Source organism: Pseudomonas sp. AN3A02 (assembly GCF_011765255.1).
In the GTDB taxonomy this organism is placed as follows: domain Bacteria; phylum Pseudomonadota; class Gammaproteobacteria; order Pseudomonadales; family Pseudomonadaceae; genus Aquipseudomonas.
In genome coordinates, this window is the sequence record NZ_JAARNI010000004.1 from 319,649 (window position 1) to 339,536 (window position 19,888).

The 19,888-nt window shown below is 60.3% G+C and carries 17 protein-coding genes; 12 read left to right on the forward strand and 5 right to left on the reverse strand.

Features of this window, described 5'->3' with window-relative positions; genetic code table 11:
• Nucleotides 1–112: 112 nt before the first annotated feature.
• The 4 genes from HBJ59_RS18470 (at nucleotide 113) to HBJ59_RS18485 (ending at nucleotide 5,428) form a co-directional block, all read left to right on the forward strand.
• The gene (locus HBJ59_RS18470; protein ID WP_167664366.1) at nucleotides 113–1,003 is read left to right on the forward strand and encodes a bestrophin family protein; all 891 of its coding nucleotides are present in this window, start codon (nucleotides 113–115) and stop codon (nucleotides 1,001–1,003) included.
• A 75-nt stretch (nucleotides 1,004–1,078) separates the two neighbouring features.
• Entirely contained in the window at nucleotides 1,079–2,137 is a 1,059-nt protein-coding gene (locus tag HBJ59_RS18475; protein ID WP_167664367.1) for a lipopolysaccharide assembly protein LapB, read from the forward strand.
• A 121-nt stretch (nucleotides 2,138–2,258) separates the two neighbouring features.
• Nucleotides 2,259–3,761, forward strand: coding sequence for an ATPase domain-containing protein (locus HBJ59_RS18480; RefSeq protein ID WP_076013412.1), 1,503 nt, complete (start codon nucleotides 2,259–2,261; stop codon nucleotides 3,759–3,761).
• Complete coding sequence (locus tag HBJ59_RS18485) at nucleotides 3,758–5,428, forward strand: response regulator (RefSeq protein WP_076013411.1); 1,671 nt, start codon at nucleotides 3,758–3,760, stop codon at nucleotides 5,426–5,428. The genes HBJ59_RS18480 and HBJ59_RS18485 overlap by 4 nt, the downstream gene beginning before the upstream one ends.
• 30 nt (nucleotides 5,429–5,458) lie before the next feature.
• Here the strand turns inward: HBJ59_RS18485 and HBJ59_RS18490 are convergent, their stop codons facing one another.
• The 5 genes from HBJ59_RS18490 to HBJ59_RS18510 form a co-directional block, all read right to left on the reverse strand.
• Nucleotides 5,459–5,836, reverse strand: coding sequence for a response regulator (locus HBJ59_RS18490; RefSeq protein ID WP_010171103.1), 378 nt, complete (start codon nucleotides 5,834–5,836; stop codon nucleotides 5,459–5,461).
• A gap of 78 nt (nucleotides 5,837–5,914) precedes the next feature.
• A complete protein-coding gene (locus tag HBJ59_RS18495; RefSeq protein WP_076013410.1) occupies nucleotides 5,915–7,108 on the reverse strand; it encodes a hybrid sensor histidine kinase/response regulator in 1,194 nt (397 codons plus the stop codon).
• Nucleotides 7,102–7,701 (reverse strand): chemotaxis protein CheB, encoded by a 600-nt coding sequence (locus HBJ59_RS18500; protein ID WP_076013409.1) that lies wholly within the window; start codon nucleotides 7,699–7,701, stop codon nucleotides 7,102–7,104. The genes HBJ59_RS18495 and HBJ59_RS18500 overlap by 7 nt, the downstream gene beginning before the upstream one ends.
• Nucleotides 7,698–8,513, reverse strand: coding sequence for a protein-glutamate O-methyltransferase CheR (locus HBJ59_RS18505; protein WP_063030076.1), 816 nt, complete (start codon nucleotides 8,511–8,513; stop codon nucleotides 7,698–7,700). The genes HBJ59_RS18500 and HBJ59_RS18505 overlap by 4 nt, the downstream gene beginning before the upstream one ends.
• Entirely contained in the window at nucleotides 8,514–12,011 is a 3,498-nt protein-coding gene (locus HBJ59_RS18510; protein WP_167664368.1) for a response regulator, read from the reverse strand.
• A 256-nt stretch (nucleotides 12,012–12,267) separates the two neighbouring features.
• Between HBJ59_RS18510 and HBJ59_RS18515 the strand changes: the two genes are divergently transcribed.
• From HBJ59_RS18515 to HBJ59_RS18550, 8 genes are all read left to right on the forward strand, one after another.
• On the forward strand, nucleotides 12,268–12,627 hold the full coding sequence (locus tag HBJ59_RS18515; RefSeq protein ID WP_076013407.1) for a response regulator: 360 nt from the start codon (nucleotides 12,268–12,270) through the stop codon (nucleotides 12,625–12,627).
• Nucleotides 12,628–12,861: 234 nt separating this feature from the next.
• Nucleotides 12,862–13,653: a hypothetical protein gene (locus tag HBJ59_RS18520; protein ID WP_167664369.1), complete on the forward strand. Its 792-nt coding sequence runs from the start codon at nucleotides 12,862–12,864 to the stop codon at nucleotides 13,651–13,653.
• Nucleotides 13,654–13,662: 9 nt separating this feature from the next.
• Nucleotides 13,663–15,102, forward strand: a complete 1,440-nt coding sequence (locus HBJ59_RS18525; RefSeq protein WP_167664370.1) for a DUF1254 domain-containing protein — start codon at nucleotides 13,663–13,665, stop codon at nucleotides 15,100–15,102.
• A gap of 12 nt (nucleotides 15,103–15,114) precedes the next feature.
• Complete coding sequence (locus tag HBJ59_RS18530; protein WP_167664371.1) at nucleotides 15,115–16,515, forward strand: DUF1254 domain-containing protein; 1,401 nt, start codon at nucleotides 15,115–15,117, stop codon at nucleotides 16,513–16,515.
• 58 nt (nucleotides 16,516–16,573) lie between these two features.
• Nucleotides 16,574–17,479 (forward strand): transporter, encoded by a 906-nt coding sequence (locus tag HBJ59_RS18535; protein ID WP_076013403.1) that lies wholly within the window; start codon nucleotides 16,574–16,576, stop codon nucleotides 17,477–17,479.
• Nucleotides 17,476–18,513 carry a transporter gene (locus HBJ59_RS18540; protein WP_143503526.1) on the forward strand — a complete coding sequence of 346 codons (1,038 nt, stop codon included), beginning with the start codon at nucleotides 17,476–17,478 and terminating at the stop codon, nucleotides 18,511–18,513. Before HBJ59_RS18535 ends, HBJ59_RS18540 begins: the two co-directional genes overlap by 4 nt.
• Before the next feature lie 12 nt (nucleotides 18,514–18,525).
• On the forward strand, nucleotides 18,526–19,278 hold the full coding sequence (locus HBJ59_RS18545) for a DUF2092 domain-containing protein (RefSeq protein WP_167664372.1): 753 nt from the start codon (nucleotides 18,526–18,528) through the stop codon (nucleotides 19,276–19,278).
• On the forward strand, nucleotides 19,275–19,868 hold the full coding sequence (locus HBJ59_RS18550; RefSeq protein WP_167664373.1) for a hypothetical protein: 594 nt from the start codon (nucleotides 19,275–19,277) through the stop codon (nucleotides 19,866–19,868). Before HBJ59_RS18545 ends, HBJ59_RS18550 begins: the two co-directional genes overlap by 4 nt.
• Nucleotides 19,869–19,888: the final 20 nt, after the last annotated feature.

Genomic DNA, 19,888 nt, shown 5'->3' on the forward strand with positions numbered 1-19,888 from the left:
CACCAAAAGCCCCGACGATAGACCCCACCAATCACCCAGTCAGCCCAAGCAATTGGACGCAACGCAAACAGGCTTCTAACCTGACAGTCTGCGCCACCCAAGAAGCCCGCCCATGATCGTCCGTCCCAAACCCAACCTGCTCGGCATCCTGTTCTCCCTGAAGGGCTCAATCGCCAAGCGCATCGCCTTACGCAGCTTGCTGGTAACCCTGCTGGCCTCAGTCATCGTGCTGGTAGAAACCCTGCACCCGGCCTACTTCTCCAAGGTCAACGCCACACCTTTCACCCTCCTCGGCCTGTCCCTGTCGATCTTCATGAGCTTTCGCAACAACGCCTGCTACGACCGCTGGTGGGAAGGCCGCAAACAACTGGGCCAGATGATCATCGAAATACGCTCACTGATCCGCGAAACCCAAATCCTCACCTCCACCGACCGAGAAGCCGTACTACGCGGCCTGTGCGGCTTCGCCCATGGCCTGATCGCCCGCCTGCGCCTGGAAGACGAAGCCCAGGCGATCAAGCCGTGGGCCTACGTCGAGCCCAGCCACCCCAACCTCCCCGACAGCATCCTGCAAGACCTCGGCGCCCGCTGCTCGAAACTCGCCGAACAAGGCCACATCAGCGACTGGCGCTACACCCAACTCGAAACCCGGCTATACGGCCTGAGCCAGGTCCAGGCCTCGTGCGAGCGAATCAAACACACCCCGCTGCCCTTCCCCTACACCTTGCTGCTGCACCGCACCATCTACCTGTTCTGCATTCTGCTGCCCTTCGCCATGGCCGAGCCGCTGGGCTGGCTGACGCCGGTGTTCACCGCCATCGTCAGCTACACCTTCTTCGGCCTGGATGAAATCGGTGACGACCTCGAAGACCCCTTCGGCTTCGACGAAAACGACCTGCCCTGCAACGCCATCGCCCGCAACCTGGAGCGCGAGATTCTTGCGGCCCTCGGCGAAACCGAGCTGCCGCCGGCCCTTGAGCCGATTGAGTTCGTGCTGACGTGATGCGGGTTTGACACTCACGGTGACCTGACCGAAGCTGATGGCTTTGCACTAGCTGCCAAGCTTTCGGACGCCTGCATGTCAAAGTCACGCCGTTACTCCATCATCGGCCTGTGCGCCCTGTTGTTTATTGTGCTGATCACCTGGTATTTCACCCGTACGACACCAGTGGTGGTGCCGCCGGCCATCGCCCACGGTTACACCAAGGCCTTGAAACAGGCCCACAACGGCGAACCCGGCGCCGCCCGTGTGCTGTATCAACAGCTGGGCCGCCCGGACCTCTCCGATGTACGCCGCGCCGCGCTGCATGCCGAACTGCCCAATTACCCCAGCCCCCAGGCCCTGAAGCTGGCGGACAAGGACCTCACCAATGACGCGCCCATGGTGCGCGAGGCGGCTATTCACAGCATCGTCGGCCTGGTGCCCAGCGGCCAGCGCACACTGTTGCTCGGCCCATTGCTGGATGACCCGGAGCAAAGCGTTCGGTTTGCCGCAGCCAATGCCTTGCTGGGGCTTTCTCCCGATACCCTCGGCCTGTACTTCGGCCCGTTGCAGCAGGTACTCGACGAATACGTGAAGTTGCTCAAGGGACAACCCGAGAGTCCCGAAGGCTGGATTCAGCTGGCACGCCTGTACATTCACAGCGCATTGTTGCCCGACGCTCAAAATGCCCTGGAACAGGCGATGCGCCTGCAACCGGATAACCTGCAAGCGGTGGTCGCGCAAATCGAACTGCTGGACAAACAGGGCAAGGTCGACGAGTCCCGCCAGCTATTGGCCAAGCAGTTGCAGGCCCACCCCGATTCGGCCTATCTGCAACATGCCCTTGGCATGTGGCTGCTGCACCACGGTGAGCGGGCGTTTGCGTTACTCAGCCTGTCCCGTGCGGTGGAGCTGGAACCGAACAATCAGGATTACCGCTACGACTTGGCCACCACCCTGCACGCCCAGCAGGAGCTGGAAGCCGCCCAGCGCCAGTTGGAAGAGATCATTCAGCGCAACCCGGCCAATCGCAAGGCGCGGGTCTTGCTGGTGAATTACTGGAAGGAAACCGGCCAGTTGCAGAATGTGCAGGTGTTGCTGGCCCAGCTGGAACAGCAAAATCCGGACGATCCGGCGTTGCAACAAGGGCTGTAGGTACAGCAAGAAGCTGTAATTGATACAAAACGTTGAACCGCCACACGCCGCTACGGTCAAGTAAATATGGCGCGCCCCAGCCGGCGCTGCCGACTACTTATTTGTGACCCGAGGGCACTTCTTGTCTACATCCAAAGAGCTGTTCACAGCAAAGGCGGCCACCGGTATTGAAGGTCTGGACGACATTCTTGCCGGGGGGCTTTCCCGTAGCCATTTGTTCCTGCTGGAAGGTGAACCCGGCACCGGTAAAACCACCGTGGCCCTGCAATTCCTCCAGGCCGGCGCAAAAAGCGGCGAACGATCGCTGTACATCACCCTGTCGGAAACCGAGCGCGAGTTGCGCCAGGGTGCCAAGTCCCATGGCTGGGACCTGGATGAACACATCCACATCTTTGAACTGACCCCGCCGGAAAGCCTGCTCAATGCCGAACACCAGCAGAGCCTGCTGTACTCCTCGGACCTTGAGCTGGGTGAAGCAACCCGACAGATTTTTGAAGTGGTGGAACGGGTCAAACCGACCCGCGTCGTGATCGACAGCCTCTCGGAAATCCGCCTGCTGGCGCAAAGCTCCCTGCGCTACCGCCGGCAGATCCTGGCGATCAAGCACTACTTCGTGCGCTACGACGCCACTGTATTGCTGCTGGATGACCTGACCACCGAGTCTCTCGACAAAACCGTGCACAGCGTGGCCCACGGCGTGATTCGCCTGGAAGAACTGACCCCCAACTACGGCGCAGAACGCCGCCGCGTGCGGATTGTGAAGTACCGTGGTCAGAAGTACCGCGGTGGCTTCCACGACTTCACCATCATGGAAGGCGGCGTGCATGTGTTCCCGCGTCTGGTGGCGGCCGAGCACCGTGGCGGCTACAACCGCCAGACCTTGACCAGCGGCATCCGCGAGATGGATGCATTGCTGGGCGGCGGGATCGAGACCGGTTCCAGCACGTTGATCCTGGGCCCGGCCGGTACCGGCAAATCGCTGATCTCGATGATCTTCGCGGCAGCAGCCGTCGCCCGGGGCGAAAAAGCCGCGCTGTTCATTTTTGATGAAGAGCTGGGCCTGCTGTTCGAGCGCATGAAAAACATGGGTATCGACCTGCAGGCTCTGCAAGACACCGGCAACCTGCTGATCGAGCAAGTAGACGCCGCCGAGCTTTCCCCCGGTGAGTTCTCCCATCGGGTGCGGCGTTGCGTGGATGAGCGCGGGATCAAGACCGTGGTGATCGACAGCGTCAACGGCTACCAGGCCGCGATGCCGGAAGAAAACGCGCTGATCCTGCACATGCACGAGCTGCTGCTGTACCTCAACCGTCGTGGCGCCGCGACCTTCATGACCGTTGCCCAGCACGGGCTGGTGGGCGACATGCAGGCGCCGGTGGACATCACCTACCTGGCGGACACCGTGATCCTGCTGCGTTACTTCGAAGCCCTCGGCAAAGTCCGCCGGGCTATCTCGATCATCAAGAAACGCACCGGCAGCCATGAGTCGACGATTCGCGAATACCGCATCGGCAGCACGGGCATGACCATCGGTGAACCTCTGGATACGTTCCAAGGCGTGTTGCGCGGTGTGCCAACGTACATGGGTACCGATAACCCGCTGCTCAAGGATGAAAGTTCATGAGTGGCCTACCGGCCATCTCCGAACGGGCGATCATTCTGGCGCCACTGGGGCGTGACAGCTCATTGGCATTGATGATGCTCAATGAGGCCGGTTTCAATGGCGTCATCGCCAGCCATTTGCAGATGCTCTGCGAGGAGCTGGAGCACGGTGCAGGCTTGCTGGTCATTGCCGCTGAAGCCATGCGCGGTATCGACCTGGAGCCGCTGCTCACGCACCTGCATCAACAACCGGCGTGGTCAGACCTGCCGATTGTGCTGATGACGCACCATGGCGGCAGCGAACAGAACGGTTCCTCACACCTGAGCAAGTTACTGGGCAACGTGACGTTCCTCGAGCGGCCATTCCATCCGGTTACCTTGATCAGCCTTGTGACCACGGCGCTGCGCGGGCGCCGCCGGCAGTACGAGGCCCGCGACCGGTTGATCGAACTGAGCCAGAGCGAGCAACGCCTGCAACGCACCCTGGAAACCCTTGAGCAACAGGTGGAAGAGCGCACGGCTCAACTGCGTAACAACGAAGAAGCGTTGCGCCAGTCGCAGAAAATGGAAGCCGTCGGCCAGTTGACTGGCGGTATCGCCCATGACTTCAACAACATGCTGACGGGCATCATCGGCAGCCTGGAGCTGCTGCGAAGGCGCGTCGCTCGGGGCCGCACTGAAGACCTCGACAGCCTGATTGACCTGGGTGTCACGTCGGCGAACCGCGCGGCCGCCCTGACCCACCGCCTGCTGGCCTTTTCCCGTCGCCAGTCATTGGATTCCAAACCGGTACAGATCAACCAATTGGTGAGTTCGATGGGTGAGCTGCTGCAACGCAGCCTCAACGAAAGCATCACCCTGAACATCCGGCTGACCGAGCAACTATGGACCGCCGAAGTCGACCCCAATCAACTGGAAAGCGCCCTGCTCAACCTGGCCATCAATGCTCGGGATGCAATGCCCAACGGCGGCCAACTGGTGGTGGAAACCACCAACCGCCACCTCGACAGCGTCTTTACCGCAGCCTACGGCACCCTCAACCCTGGCGACTACGTGGAACTGAGCGTCAGCGACACCGGCTGCGGCATGCCCGAGAGCGTGATCAGCCGCGCGTTTGACCCGTTCTTTACCACCAAACCCATCGGCCAGGGTACCGGGCTGGGGTTGTCGATGATCTACGGGTTTGCGCGCCAGTCCCATGGGCATGTGTCGATCCACAGCGTTGTGGGCCAAGGCACCACCGTCAGCCTGTTCCTGCCGCGGTTTGTCGGCGAGGTCATTGCAGATGAACCTCTCAACCCGGCGCTGCTGCCGTTCGCCAACGCTGGCGAGACGGTGTTGATCGTCGAGGACGACCCGGCCGTGCGGGTGCTGGTCAGCGCCGTGCTGAGCGAACTGGGCTATGCCTTCGTTGAAGCCGGTGACGCCGACAGCGCCATGCCGATCATCGAGTCCAGCCAGCGGATTGACCTCCTGATCAGCGACGTCGGCCTGCCCGGCATGAATGGCCGGCAACTGGCGGAAATCGGGCGACAGGTGCGCCCGGACTTGAAGGTGCTGTTTATCACTGGCTATGCAGAGCATGCGGCGGTGAGGGGCGGTTTTCTGGACCCGGGCATGCAGATGATCACCAAGCCATTCACCTTTGATTTGTTGACGGCAAAGGTGAGGGAAATGATCAAGGCTTGAAGAGGGAGCGCGCTCCCCCCTTCACAAGGCTTAAGCCAACAAGCGCTGGATATGTTCCTGCAACGTATCCAGGTCAAACGGCTTGGCCAGGATCGGCGCATTGCGCGTGATCGGGCTGTTGCAGTCGAGAATCTCCTGCGGGTAACCGCTGATAAAGATCACCTTCAATTCCGGTCGCAGCTTGATCGCAGGCTCGGCGATCTGCACGCCGGAGATACCACCTGGCAGGCGATAGTCGGTGACCATCAGGTCCAGGTGCGGCTTGGTGGCGAGGATTTCAAATGCCTGCTCGCCATCAATCGCCTTCAATACCCGGTAACCGAGGCCCGACAGGTACTCACCCAACACAAACATAATCGACTCGTCATCTTCGACGATCAGAACCACATCTTGCGCATCTTCACTCATGGGAAGCCTTTGTCCGGTCAATTGCTGCTGATACGACCATAGGGTCACGCAGAGGTTGCGTCGGATTCACGATTGATTTCACGCCTGCGGCCCCAGGGGCAGGCAGACGCGGAACAAGGCACCCTCGCCTATCCGGCTTTCGACTTCGATAGTACCGCCGTGGGCCGCGATAATCTGCTCGGAGATAAACAACCCCAGGCCCAGGCCCGCCACCGCGTGATTGGCCGACACCCGCTCAAACTGCTGGAAGATCCGTTTCTGGTTGTCTTCGCTGATGCCGATCCCGTGGTCGCGCACTTCCACCCGCGCTTCGCCATGCTCTGCATACACCCGCACTTCCACCGGGCTCTTGGCGCCGTAGCGCAAGGCGTTGGTCAGCAGGTTGGACACCACCTGTTCGATACGGAATTCATCCCAGTTGCCCTCCACCGGCCCTTCCTGCACCCACTTCACCGAGGACTCGGCCGCCGCTACTTGCGGGGCGAAATTCTCCAGCAGGTTGTGCACCAGTTGCGTCAGGTCAAAGCGCCCGGGGCGGATCGACAGCTTGCCGGTGCGGATGCGCGACACGTCCAGCATGTCTTCGATCAAGCGAATCAGGCTATGGATCTGCCGCTCATCGCGGTCGACCATGGCGTGCATCTTGTCCATGGTAAAAGCCGCAGCGTTGTCCCGGGCCAGGTGCATCTTGCGCAACTGGGTTTCCAGGATCAGCCCGTTGAGGGGCGTACGCACCTCATGGGCAACGATCGACATGAAGTCATCGCGCATGCGCACGGCTTGTTCAAGTTCGGCCTGGGTGGCCTGCAAGCGCGTGAGCAAGGCTTCCTGTTCGCGGCGGCTTTGCTCCAGAGCTTCAACCTGCTGCTTCATCGCCTTGCTCTGGCGGTACAGGTCGACGAACACATTGACCTTGCTCTTGACCGCATGGATATCCAGCGGCTTGTGCAGGAAGTCCACGGCGCCGCTTTCGTAGCCCTTGAACGCATAGTTGAGCTCACGCCCGGCGGCGCTGACAAACACGATCGGAATGTTCTTGGTCTTTTCGGTGCCGCGCATCAGCTCGGCCAGCTCAAAACCATTCATGCCGGGCATCTGCACGTCGAGAATGGCCATGGCGAACTCGTGCTCCAGCAACAGCGACAAGGCCTCGTCGGCGCTTAATGCCTTGTAGACCTGGCGGTCTTCGCGCTTGATCAGCGCTTCAAGGGCCAGCAGGTTTTCCGGCAGATCGTCGACGATCAGCAGTTTGGCCTGGACAGTACTTAACATGGGGAAGATTCCAGGGAAGCCAGCAAAGTGCCAATGCGGCTCAAGGGAAGAATATGGTCCGGTGTGTGCAGCTTCAGGGCGGCCCGGGGCATGATGGCTACTCGCGCCTCGTCGGGGTCCTGAACCACCGTCGTACCACCGCACTGTTTGACATGGGCCAGGCCACGGGCGCCATCCTGGTTGGCGCCCGTCAGCAGGATCGCCATCAGGCCAGAGCCGTACACATCGGCAGCCGACTCGAACAGGTAGTCAATGGCCGGCCGGGAATGGTGCACGCGGTCCTCCTGGCTCAGTGAGAGGCTGCGGTCGTGTTCCACCGACAGGTGATAACCGGGGCCGGCAAAATACAGGGTGCCGGGCTGGATCACTTCTTTGTCGCGCGCTTCAACTACCTTCATCGATACGCGACGGTCGAACACTTCCGCCAACTGGCTGCGGCGCTCGTCCGGCAGGTGCAGCACGGTGATGATCGGCAGGTCGAAGTTCGCCGGTAATTCACCAAAAATGCTCAGCAACGCCTCGACGCCGCCTGCGGAAGCGCCGATCACAACAGCCTCGATCCCGGATACCGGGCTGGCAGCAGCTTCATTCATAATTTTCGGTAGATCCGTTCTTGCTTGACCAGGGGTTCGAACTGTTTGCTGTAGCCGGAAAAATCCAGGGTTTCCTTACTGCCCAGCACCAGGAAGCCGCGATGACACAGCGACTCATGGAACAATCCAAACGCTCTATCCTGCAATTTTTTATTGAAATAAATCAATACGTTACGACATGAAATTAATTGAGTTTCTGAGAATACGCTATCCGTTGCCAGGCTGTGATCAGCGAACGTCACGTTCTCCCGCAGGGTCTTGTCGAAGATCGCATGATCGTAAGCCGCGGTGTAGTAATCGGCAAACGAACGCTGGCCCCCGGCCTGCTGGTAGTTATGGGTATAAGCGCGGATGTTCTCAAGTGAAAAAATCCCCTGCTTGGCTTTTTCCAGGGACCGGGGGTTGATGTCGGTGGCGTAGATGATGGTGCGCTCCAGCAAGCCTTCCTCACGCAACAGGATGGCCATGGAGTACACCTCTTCCCCGGTGCTGCAGCCGGCGATCCAGATCTTTATCGACGGGTAGGTCTTGAGCAGCGGCACCACTTCCTGGCGAATCGCCAGGAAATGCGAGGGGTCGCGAAACATCTCGCTGACCGGAATCGTCAGGAACTGCAGCAACTGCATGAACGCCGTCGGGTCATGCAGCACCCGTTCCTGCAACGCCGAAATGGTGGCGCAGTCAAACTGGCGCAGCGCATGGGCCACGCGGCGCTTGACCGAAGCCCCGGAATAATCACGAAAGTCATAGCTGTACTTGAGGTAAATGGCCTCAATCAGCAAGCGCAGTTCGATGTCAGTGCTTCTTTCCAATTAAATCCGTTCCATCTTGGGTAGCCACACGCGAATCAATGAAAACAACCGGTCCAGGTCAATGGGCTTGGCCAGGTAATCGTTGGAGCCTGCCGCCAGGCAACGCTCCTGATCGTCCTTCATGGCCTTGGCCGTCACCGCGATGATCGGCAGCTTGCGCCAGCGCGGGTCCTGGCGGATCAAGGCCGTGGCCTCGTAACCGTCCATCTCCGGCATCATCACGTCCATCAGCACCAGGTCGATGTCATCGACTTCATTGAGTTTCTCGATCGCCTCGCGGCCATTACGGCCGATCACGACAATCGCGCCCTTGTGCTCCAGGGCACTGGTCAGGGCGAAAATATTGCGCACATCGTCATCCACCAGCAGGATCTTGCGCCCTTCGAAGACCTTGTCGCGGCTGCGGGCGGTCCTGAGCATTGTCTGGCGTTCATGGGACAGCTGGGATTCGACTTTGTGCAGAAAGAGTGTGACCTCGTCCAGCAAACGCTCGGGGGAGCGTGCGCCCTTGATGATGATCGAGCGCGAATACTTGCGCAGTTCGGCCTCTTCGTCCCGGGTCAGGTTGCGCCCGGTGTAGACGATCACCGGCGGGAACGAGCAGATATCCTCGGTGGACATGCGCTTGAGCAGCTCGTTACCGAGCATGTCCGGCAGCTTGAGGTCGATGATCATGCAGTCATAGATGTGGGTGCGCAGCAGGTCCAGGGCCTCCTGGGCGAAGCCTACAGCGGTGATCTCGATGTCATCGTCGCCGATCAGGCGCGCGATACTGTCACGCTGTAGGTCATCGTCTTCCACCAGCAGCACACGCTTGACCTTCTGCGTCAGCTTGGCTTCCAGGCGAGCAAACACATCCTTGAGCTCTTCGCGGGTGGTCGGCTTGACCGCGTACCCGACGGCGCCCATGTGCATGGCCGCTTCGACGCGGTCTTCCACGGAAATCACGTGCACCGGGATGTGACGGGTTCCGGCATGCTCCTTGAGACGTTGCAGCACGGTCAGGCCGGAATGGTCCGGCAGGCGCATGTCCAGCAGGATCGCGTCGGGAATGTATTGTTCTGCCAGGGCGTAACCTTCATCCGCGCCATGGGCCACCAGGCAGTGGTAACCCAGCTCATGAGCCAGGTCGAAGAGGATGCGCGCAAAGTTCGGCTCGTCCTCCACCACCAGGATGCAACGCGTGGCGAATGGAGCCTTGTCGCGGTCATCGATAAAGCGCGGGATCTGCGCTTCGTGGGCGATCGGCATCGGCGAGACCTTGATCGGGGCTGGTGCAGGCGCAGGGACCACCGCGCGCGGCTGTTCCAGCGCCGGGGTGTCTTCGTCACGCTCTACATAGTGCTCGGGCACCACCAGGGTAAAGACGCTGCCCTGGCCAGGTTCGCTGGTGACACTGATATAGCCGCCCAACAGGTTCGCCAGGTCCCGGGAGATCGACAGGCCCAGGCCGGTGCCGCCGTAACGGCGGTTGGTGGTGCCATCGGCCTGACGGAAGGCTTCGAAGATGCTTTCCTGCTGGTCCGGAGCAATACCTATCCCCGAGTCGCGCACGGTAAAGGCGACGCCCTCGCCCGGTGCCCGGGATACCGACAGGCTGACCTCGCCTTTCTCGGTGAACTTGACCGCGTTGGACAGCAGGTTCTTCAGAATCTGTTCCAGGCGCTGGCGGTCGGTGAACAGCATGTGCGGTGTGCCTTCCTGCACCTCCACCTGAAACCCGAGCTTGCGGTCGGCTGCCAGCGGCTCGAACATGCCGCGCAAGCCATCCACCAGGCGTGCCACGCTGGAGTTCTCCGGGCGCATTTCCAGCTTGCCGGCCTCGACCTTGGAGATGTCGAGGATGTCATTGATCAGGTTGAGCAGGTCGTTGCCGGCCGAATAGATCGACTCGGCGAACTTGACCTGTTCGGCGCTGAGATTTTCCTGCGGGTTTTCCGCCAGCAACTTGGCCAGGATCAACGAGCTGTTCAGCGGCGTGCGCAGCTCGTGGGACATGTTGGCGAGGAATTCGGATTTGTACTTGCTGGAGCGCTGCAACTCGTCGGCGCGCTCTTCCAGCTCGATCTGTACGCGGTTGAGCTGGACGTTTTTCTGGTCCATGGCATCGCGTTGCTCGGCCAGGGTCTGGGTCTGCTCCGCCAGTTGTTCGTTGGTCTGCTCCAGCTCCGCCTGCTGGGTTTCCAAGTGGGCCTGGGATTCCTTGAGGATGCGGGACTGTTCCTCCAACTCTTCGTTGGCGGTCTTGAGCTCTTCCTGCTGCACTTGCAGCTCTTCATTAAGCTGCTGGGTTTCGGCCAGCACTTCCTGCAGGCGCTGGCGATAACGCGCCGCTTCGATGGACGTACCGATGTTGCCGGCAATCAACTCCAGCAGCTCGACATCACGGTCGTCCAGGGCACGCAAAAAGCCCAGTTCGATTACGCCGTTGACCCGGCCATCATCACTGGTCGGCACCACCATCACACTGCGGGTCGGGCCCTCGCCGAGGCCGGAACTGACCTTGAAGTAGTCCACCGGCACATCGTCCAGGCGAATCAGGCGATCCTGCCGCACCGACTGGCCGACGATGCCTTCATCGTTGTAAATCGACTGCTCCTGCTGCTCTTGCTCGCGAGAGAAACCATAGGTGGCCACGCGCGTGAGGCCGCCGTGCTCTTCACGCACGTACAGTGCCGCCACTGCCGAGCCCATGTATTGGGCGAAGAACTGCAAAATGTTGCGGCCCAGCAGGTTCAGCGTCAGTTGGCCCAGGACCTGCTCGGCCAGTTCGGTCTGGCCGTTGCGCAGCCAGGCTTGCTGCTCCAGGCGCTTGGCAATCTTCTGTTGTGACGCGAGGTTTTCAATGTAACTTGTTGAAAGTTCGATTAAATTCTTTCTTCCGATATACGCCAGGAAGCCACTCAGGCCGAGCACAAACACCAGATACAAGCTGACGCTGATGATCGTGGTACGGGTGACGTCCTCATTGCGGGTGATGCGGAACTGTTGCTCCATCGCCACCGCCCGGTCGTACTCCTTGCGAATCTCGTCCGTCAGGCTTTTACCGCGCCCTGCTTTCACAGCGGTGCGAAAATCACCGCTCTGGCGCTGCATATCAATCATCGACTGGGCGTAGGTGTTCCACGCCAGTTGCAACGATTCCAGACGCTTGAGGCGATCCACCTGCTCCGGATTGTCCGCCACCAATGCCTGCAAGTTGCGCAAGTCGGAAATGATTCGCGGCTTGGCCACTTCGTACGGGTCGAGGAAGTGCTCGTCGCCAGTGATCAGGAAGCCGCGCATGCCGGTTTCCAGGTCCACGGTCAGCTTCGAGGTTTCGTTGAGATTGTTGATCACCCGGTCGGTGTGTTCCACCCACTGGATCACCGACAACAGATAGGTGATCAGGCACACGAAAAACACCGCGCTGAGCACGCCGACACTCAGCGGCAGCGCTACGTTGCGGCCCAGCAATTTACGGAAGCTTTTCTCATCGACGGACGACGCGGGAGTCATGGGCATGCCTTGGCCAAATACGGAAAAACGAGGAGTTTGCCCCAAAGTCGCGGTTGAACGCTATTTTTCTGCTGGCCATGGTGGCATTGACTGCATAACGCCTTTGCACTTCTGTTCCTTGAACGGGACATTTCCAATCATTACCGGCACAATGCCGACCCTGTTTCGGGAACTTGCCGAGATTGACGCGACTCATTAGAGGATGGTCTTTCGACTGATCAAGACCTGCACCCTCCACTTCTCGGGAACCCTCACTATGTCCGCCTCTGCCTCCACCATCCTAGTAGTCGAAGACGACGCCATCGTGCGCATGCTGATCGTCGATGTCCTCGAAGAGCTGGAGTTCCAGGTACTTGAAGCGGCAGACGCTGAAAGCGCCCTGGACATCATCAAAGACGCCGGAAAAACCATCGACCTGATGATGACCGACCACGGCCTGCCGGGTATGAGCGGCGTGGAACTGGCCGCCAAGGCCCGTGAGCTGAGACCTGTCCTGCCGATTCTGTTTGCCAGTGGTTACGCCGAGAATATCAATGTGCCGGTTGGCACCCAGGTGATTGCCAAACCGTTCTCGATTGATCAGTTGCGTGACAAAGTCAAATCAATGCTCCTCTGATCCCCTCCCCCTCAATGCCGTTGCACAGCAGCGGCGTTTGAGGCAATTCGCCATTATTCATAGCGTCCGTGATGCCGCCCTCAACAAACAACTAATTCTTTCGATTGACTAGCGAGTCTTAAATTTACTGCTAGCTTCAAACGACATGTCCTACACGTAATAGTGAATAAGGACAGCCCCCTAGCCTTCACAAACGCGCTATCGGGAACATCACCAGGGAATTGGGGAGTGGTCATGCTTAAGTCATCGTATATTCCGGCAGTTGTGCTGGTGGCTTCAGTGTTGCCCGCAATTTCGGCCCAAGCCGACAACGCCGACACCGCCAACAAGAGTAACAACCCGTTGAACCTCGCACCGGGTGCAAACCTGCAGGACTATTACACCCCGAAGTTATTCGACACTAACGCCCACACCAACGACATGCTGCTGCGCGGCACGCTGCCCGTTGCGCCCTCGGACTTCATCGGGGTGCCCCAGCTGTTGCGCGCGACATTGCCCATCAGCACCCGCCCCGATCCCCACAGCGGCTACACCACAGGGATCGGCGACTTGAACCTGTTCGATATTTTCCTGCTCAAGACCGACGGCGTGCAGTTGGGCATCGGCCCGCAAATCACCGCGCCTACCGCCGAGCACGATGAACTGGGCACCGGCAAGTGGCAGGCCGGCTTGGCGGCGGTGGCCATCGATGCCTCGCCCCGCGGCCTGCTCGGCGCTCTGGTTCAATACCAAAGCTCCTTCGCCGGCGACAGCGATCGCGCCCATGTGGAAAGTGCCACTTTCCAGCCGTTCATCACCCATAACCTGCCCAAGGGCTGGTACCTGCGCTCCACCGGCACCTGGACGTTTGACCTGAAAAACGACACCCATTACATCCCTATCGGTTTCGGTGCCGGCAAGGCCTGGAAATCCGGCAGCAATATCCTCAACGCCTATATCGAACCGCAGTGGACGGTTGCCCGCAAAGGCGATGGCCTGCCGCAGTTCACCCTGTTTGCCGGGATCAACGTCACATTTGGGAAATAAGGACATTTTATGCACGCTCTGCTTCGGAGTGCCGGTTTAAGCCTGTTGGCCCTGACCGCCAGCGCGCACGCGCTGGATACGCGCATCGGCCCAATCACGATGGAAGGTGAGCTGCCGGCCCACAGCGAAATCGCCAAGCTGTACGGCGAACTGGATTTCCAGCAGGCCACCCAAAGTTATCTGTGGGCCTTGCCGCTGGTGTCATACGCCCAATGGCAGGACGAATTCAGCACCAAGCTGGGCGCCCGCAGTGGCGACCTGATGGTGCTGACCACCTATGAAGACAAACTCGGCGTGATCACCGCCAACGCAACCACGCCTTATATCCTCGGTTTCGTCGACCTCAACGAAACCGGGCCACTGGTAATCGAGCTGCCGCCGGGGCCAACGGCCGGCGGGATCGGTGATTTCTGGCAACGGGCAATCATCGACATGGGCCAGACCGGCCCCGACCAAGGTAAAGGCGGCAAGTACCTGGTGTTGCCACCAGGCCAGGAACCCCCGGCCGATGCAGGCAAATACTACCTCGCCAAGTCGGAAACCATGAACATACTGGTAGGCTTTCGCGTACTCGACCCAGACCCGGCAAAAGGCAAGGCCTTGGTCGAGCAGTTCAAGATGTACCCCTACGCCCAGCGCGCCAATCCCGGCAAGACCCGTTTGCTGTCCCCCGGCGGCAAACCCTGGTCCGGCACCCAGCCGCGTGGCATGGCCTACTGGCAGCGACTGCACGGGATTATCCAGAAAGAGCCGGTCAACGAACGCGACCGTTTCTACATGGCCATGCTGTCCAGCCTGGGCATCGAGAAGGACAAACCCTTCAACCCTAACGAACACCAGCGCCAAGCCCTGGAGCAAGGCGCGCAAATGGGTGAATTGATCGCCAAGGCCAACGCCTTCGCCAAGCGTTTCCCCCAGGCGCAGTACTGGAAAGACCGGCAATGGGACACCGTGCTCAACATCACCGAGCCGTCCCAGCGCGTGGCCTATTACGACCAGCTGTGGGAACGCAGCGCCTGGTTCTACGAAGCGGTGACCAACACCAAAGGCATGGTTTCCAAGACATCGGGCCTGGGCCAGACTTACCTCGGCGCCTACACCGACAACAAGGGCCAATGGCTCGACGGCAGCAAGTCCTACACCCTGCACATCGGCGCCAACCCACCGGCCAAACAGTTCTGGTCGATGACCGTGTATGACATAGACAGCCGCTGCCTGATCGACAACCCGCAGCGCAAGGCCGACCTGTCGTCACGCCAGGATTTGAAGAAAAATGCCGACGGTTCGATAGATCTTTACTTCGGACCTCACGCGCCAAAAGACTTCGAGAGCAACTGGGTGCAAACTCTGCCCGGCAAACACTGGTTCAGCTATTTCCGACTGTATGCGCCTACCGAGGCCTACTTCGATAAGAGCTGGAAACTCGACGACATCCGACTGATTCAGTAAGGACGCAACAACATGATTCGAACTCCGACGCGCCTGCTGTTGGCGAGCCTCTCGATTTTCATGAGTACCGGCGCCTGGGCCGATTTCACCGCCACGCCGAGTGAAGCCCGGGCCATCGCCAAGGAGGCTTACCTGTATGGCTTCCCGGTGGTGGAGATGTACAAGACCCTCTACACCCAGGCCGTTGACAAGACCGGGCCGAACTTCAAGGCGCCGTTCAACCATATCGGCAACACCGCGCAAGTGTTCACGCCCAAGGACACTGCGTTCATTACACCGAATTCGGACACGCCCTACTCCTTTGTCTGGCTGGACCTGCGCGCCGAGCCGGTCGTACTGACCCTGCCGAAGATCGAAGACAACCGATACTACTCGGTGCAGTTGATCGACCTCTACACCCAGAACTTCGGCTACCTGGGCACCCGCAGCACCGGCAACAACGGCGGCCACTACATGATCGCCGGCCCTGACTGGAAAGGTCAGCAGCCCCCCAATGTCGACCGCGTGGTGTACAGCGAAAGCAACATCGCCTACGCCCTGTACCGCACCCAATTGTTCGATGACAAGGACCTCGCCAAGGTCAAGCAGATCCAGGGCGGCTACAAGGTCCAGACCCTCAGCAACTATGTGAACCAGCCGAAACCGATCAAGCCGCCGAAAATCGCCTGGCCCAAGCCAACCCCCAACATGAGCGACAGCGTGCACCTGTTCCGCTACCTGAACTTCATGCTGGGCTATGCGGCGCCTCAGGACAGTGAAAAAGAGGTGCTCGCGCGTTTTGCCAAGATCGGCGTCGAGGCCGGCAAACCGTTTGACCTCAAGGCCCTGACGGTTGAACAACGCAAGGCCCTGGAAGACGGGATTGCTGACGGCAAGGCTGAGTTTGCAGCGTTCAAGAAGGACAAGATCGACACTCACCAAGTGGCCAGTGGCGATTTCTTCGGCTCGCGAGACCATCTGAACAACAATTATCTGTATCGCTACGTGGGCGCCAACCTGGGGATCTTCGGCAACTCGACGGATGAGGCCGCCTACCTGAGCTACTTCGTCGACAGCGAAGGCAAACCGGCCAACGGCGCGCGCCACAGTTACACCGTGCACTTTGCCAAGGACCAGTTGCCACCGGCGGATGCGTTCTGGTCGCTGACCATGTACGACGCCAAGACCAAGCTGCTGGTGCCGAACCTGAAGAAGCGCTACCTGCTCAACTCGCGGATGTTGCCCAACTTCAAACTCGACGCCGATGGCGGCCTGACGCTGCTGGTGGCGCACCACGAGCCACCGAAAGCCGAACAAAGCAACTGGCTGCCTGCACCGCCCGGCCCGTTCTATGCCGTATTGCGCATTTACCTGCCCAAGCCCGAAGTGGGCAATGGCCAATGGAAGCTGCCACCGCTCACACCGATCAAATAACGCCTGATCAAGTAGCACCGCTGCACCCTGACATCAGGCATTTACAAGGAGTAGAGCCATGGTTTCACGTAGTCAACTGAGTGCGTTTACCGCCGCCACACTGGCACTGATGCCAGGGATAGGGTTTGCCGACAATGCCAGGGATTGGCAAAACTCCCCGACGGACCTGAACATGGTGTTCGGCTACTACAATCGGGTCGACACCAACACCCCGATCGACACGACATTGCCAATCAACGGCCTGTCGTTGGACGCCGACCTCTATCTGTTCCGTTACGCCCGTTCATTCGGCATCGACGGGCGCAACAGCGCCATCCAGTTTATCCAGCCTTACGCCGACGTTTCGGCGTCGTTCGACAACGCCCAGTTTTTCAGCGGCACCAAGCGCAACGGTGGTATGGGCGACACGCAGATTGTGTTCGCCCATAACATCTTTGGTGGCCCGGCACTGACCGCCGAGGAGTTCGCCAGCTGGAAACCCGAGACGTTCCTCACCGGCGCGCTGTGGGTGACCATGCCCACCGGTGATTACGATAAAGACCGCATCATCAACATCGGCTCCAACCGCTGGGTGTTCAAGCCCGAACTGGGCTTCGGCACCCCGATTGGCCCGACCTGGCTGGAGATCAACACCTACGTGTCGCTGTTCGGCGACAACAAGGACTACCACGGCGACAGCAAGCTGGAACAAAAGCCGCTGTACGCCATCGAGGGTCACTACAGCTACACCATCAACCGCGCGCTCTGGGTTTCACTGGACGCCACCTACAACCGCGGCGGCGAAAGCAAGATCGATGGCGACTGGCAAGACAACAAACAGGAAAACGGCCTGCTGGGCGCCAGCCTGGGTTTTATGTTGTCACCCCAGTTTGGCGGCCTGATCGCCTATAACGACACGGTCTCCGAGCGCACCGGCTCACCCGACGTGAACACCTGGACCTTCCGCCTGCAGTATGTCTGGTGAACAGCGTTCGCTGTGCCGCCCTGTGTGCAGGTTTGTTCAGCAGTGTTGGCGTATCTGCCGCCAATCTGCCGGACCTGGGCACCCGCGCCAGCCCGGTCGCCAAAGCCGATGCAGAGACCTGCCACCGCCTGCAACAAGACTTTGATATCGACCTCAAACAAGTGGTCAAGGCCGGCTGCGAGCCCTCGACCGAGCAGATCGCCAAGCTGATGGACAACCCGGTGGGCAACCTGGTGCTGCTGTTCAACCAGTTCGACTACAGCGCGCTCAAGGGGCCCCACAGCAACGGCACTCGCTACCTGGGCAAATACAGCTTCATGCCCACCTTCCCGATTTCCCTCGGTGAAGACTGGAACCTGATCAACCGCCTACCCATCAGCTACGTCAGCGCACCGATCAATCAGAAGGCCGGCGGCCTGGCTGGCATGAGTCCTTCTGGTGTGCTGACCGACCGGGATTTCCCGTCGGTGGTCAACGACCCTTTTGACCGCACCTCGGGGTTTGGCGACCTGGCTTATGTGGGCGTGTTCTCGCCCAAGCAACCGATCCGCTTTGCCAATGGCGGGAAAATGGTTTGGGGCTTCGGTCCGACGGCGATGTTCCCCACCGCTGAAAAAGACGTGCTGGGCACCGGCAAGTATTCCCTGGGCCCGGCATTCGTCGCCGCCTACCTCGGAGAAGACTGGACCCTGGGAGTGTTCCCCCAGCACTGGTGGTCGGTGGGCGGTGATGCCCGGCGCAAAGACGTCAGCCTGACCAATATCCAGTACTTCATCCAGCGCAACATTCCCGGCCCCAGCCAGTGGCGGGTGGGCATGACGCCCAACGTCACCGTCAACTGGAAAGCCGAAGGCGGCAACAAGGTCAACTTCCCTATCGGCCTCGGTGCCGGACGGATTGTGTACTTCGGCAAGCTACCGGTGCGCATTTCCGGTGAGGTGCAGTACTCGGTGATCCACGCCGACGACCTGATCAGCAGCCGCTGGAATTTCCGCCTGTCGTTTATCCCGGTAATCCCGACTTTCATGCTTTGAACGAGGTGCGCCATGCGCAGTTTTCATTGCACACGCGTTTTGTTGATCGGCCTGATATTCAGCGCCGGCACCACGGCCTGGGCCGATGAACTCGAACCCAAGGCCCTGACCGCCCTGGAACAGATGGGCGGTTACCTGCGCAGCCTGCAGCAGTTCCGCATCGACGCCCACAGCCACACTGACCAGGTGCTGGATAACGGCCAGACCATCGAATTCAGCCACCAGACCCGCCTCGCGGCGATGCAGCCAGACAAGCTGCAAGTCTCGGTGGAAAGCGACGGTGAGCGCCGGAGCCTGTTCTACAACGGCAAAAGCTTCACCCTCTACGACAGTCGCAGCGGCTACTTCGCCAACCAGGCTGCGCCGGCCAATATCGGCGGGTTGCTTGATCAGTTGAGCGAACGTTACGGCATCGAGTTGCCCCTGGCCGACCTGTTCCGCTGGAACCCCGGCACCGCCAAGGAGGTGGGCATCAGCAACGCCGTGCTGATCGGCAGCGAAACCATCGACGGCCAGACCTGCACCCACTACGCCTACCGCCAGCCGGACATCGACTGGCAGTTGTGGATTCGCCAAGGCTCGCAGCCGCTGCCCTGCCGACTGGTGATCAGCCGTCGCGACACCGCAGAACACCCAAGGCACAGCGTCAACTACTTGTGGCAACTCAACAGCTCGCCCAAGCCTGCCGACTTTGAGTTCACCCCACCGGCCGGCGCCCGCGCGGTGCCCCTGCAACAGTTGGAGCCTCAGGGAGAACAGCCATGAAAAGCACAGCGGCGGTGCTGACCGCAAGTTTGCTGCTGACGCTGTTCGATCCGGTTACCGCCCAAGCCTGGCAACTGCGAGGCGGCGGTGGTGCACGGACGTTTGTGGTGCCCCATGGTGGCGGTGGTGGTTACCGTCCTCCTATGCCGGCGCCGCACCCCATGCCCGCACCCCGTCCGATGCCACCACACCCGGAGCCGCACCCGCAGCCCCATCCTCAGCCCCATCCTCAGCCAGGGCCGCACCCCGAGCCTGGTCCGCATCCGTATCCAGTGCCACAACCTGGCCCTCACCCCTATCCGGGACCCGGACCACAACCGGGGCCGCATCCGTACCCGATGCCGCCTCCTCCACCACCGCCTCCGCCGCCCCACGGAGATGACTGGTACCACCCGTGGGCCACCGCCGCCGTCATCGGCGCGACCACGGCGACCATCCTCGCGATCGGGACACGCGTCACCACGGTGCCCGTGGATTGCGTCTCGGTGATCGCCAATGGCGTGGCCTACCAACATTGCGGGCCCACGTGGTACCAGCCGCAATACGTCGGCAGTTCCGTGCAGTACATCGTGGTCGCCGCACCCTGGTGACCCACTGTTTCAAGGAAGAT

Bases quoted from the DNA above. Each gene is read 5' to 3' on its own strand.
- HBJ59_RS18470 (WP_167664366.1), top strand. From the start codon at position 113: ATGATCGTCCGTCCCAAACCCAACCTGCTCGGCATCCTGTTCTCCCTG.
- HBJ59_RS18475 (WP_167664367.1), top strand. From the start codon at position 1,079: ATGTCAAAGTCACGCCGTTACTCCATCATCGGCCTGTGCGCCCTGTTG.
- HBJ59_RS18485 (WP_076013411.1), top strand. From the start codon at position 3,758: ATGAGTGGCCTACCGGCCATCTCCGAACGGGCGATCATTCTGGCGCCA.
- HBJ59_RS18490 (WP_010171103.1), bottom strand. From the start codon at position 5,836: ATGAGTGAAGATGCGCAAGATGTGGTTCTGATCGTCGAAGATGACGAG.
- HBJ59_RS18495 (WP_076013410.1), bottom strand. From the start codon at position 7,108: ATGTTAAGTACTGTCCAGGCCAAACTGCTGATCGTCGACGATCTGCCG.
- HBJ59_RS18500 (WP_076013409.1), bottom strand. From the start codon at position 7,701: ATGAATGAAGCTGCTGCCAGCCCGGTATCCGGGATCGAGGCTGTTGTG.
- HBJ59_RS18510 (WP_167664368.1), bottom strand. From the start codon at position 12,011: ATGACTCCCGCGTCGTCCGTCGATGAGAAAAGCTTCCGTAAATTGCTG.
- HBJ59_RS18515 (WP_076013407.1), top strand. From the start codon at position 12,268: ATGTCCGCCTCTGCCTCCACCATCCTAGTAGTCGAAGACGACGCCATC.
- HBJ59_RS18520 (WP_167664369.1), top strand. From the start codon at position 12,862: ATGCTTAAGTCATCGTATATTCCGGCAGTTGTGCTGGTGGCTTCAGTG.
- HBJ59_RS18525 (WP_167664370.1), top strand. From the start codon at position 13,663: ATGCACGCTCTGCTTCGGAGTGCCGGTTTAAGCCTGTTGGCCCTGACC.
- HBJ59_RS18530 (WP_167664371.1), top strand. From the start codon at position 15,115: ATGATTCGAACTCCGACGCGCCTGCTGTTGGCGAGCCTCTCGATTTTC.
- HBJ59_RS18535 (WP_076013403.1), top strand. From the start codon at position 16,574: ATGGTTTCACGTAGTCAACTGAGTGCGTTTACCGCCGCCACACTGGCA.
- HBJ59_RS18545 (WP_167664372.1), top strand. From the start codon at position 18,526: ATGCGCAGTTTTCATTGCACACGCGTTTTGTTGATCGGCCTGATATTC.
- HBJ59_RS18550 (WP_167664373.1), top strand. From the start codon at position 19,275: ATGAAAAGCACAGCGGCGGTGCTGACCGCAAGTTTGCTGCTGACGCTG.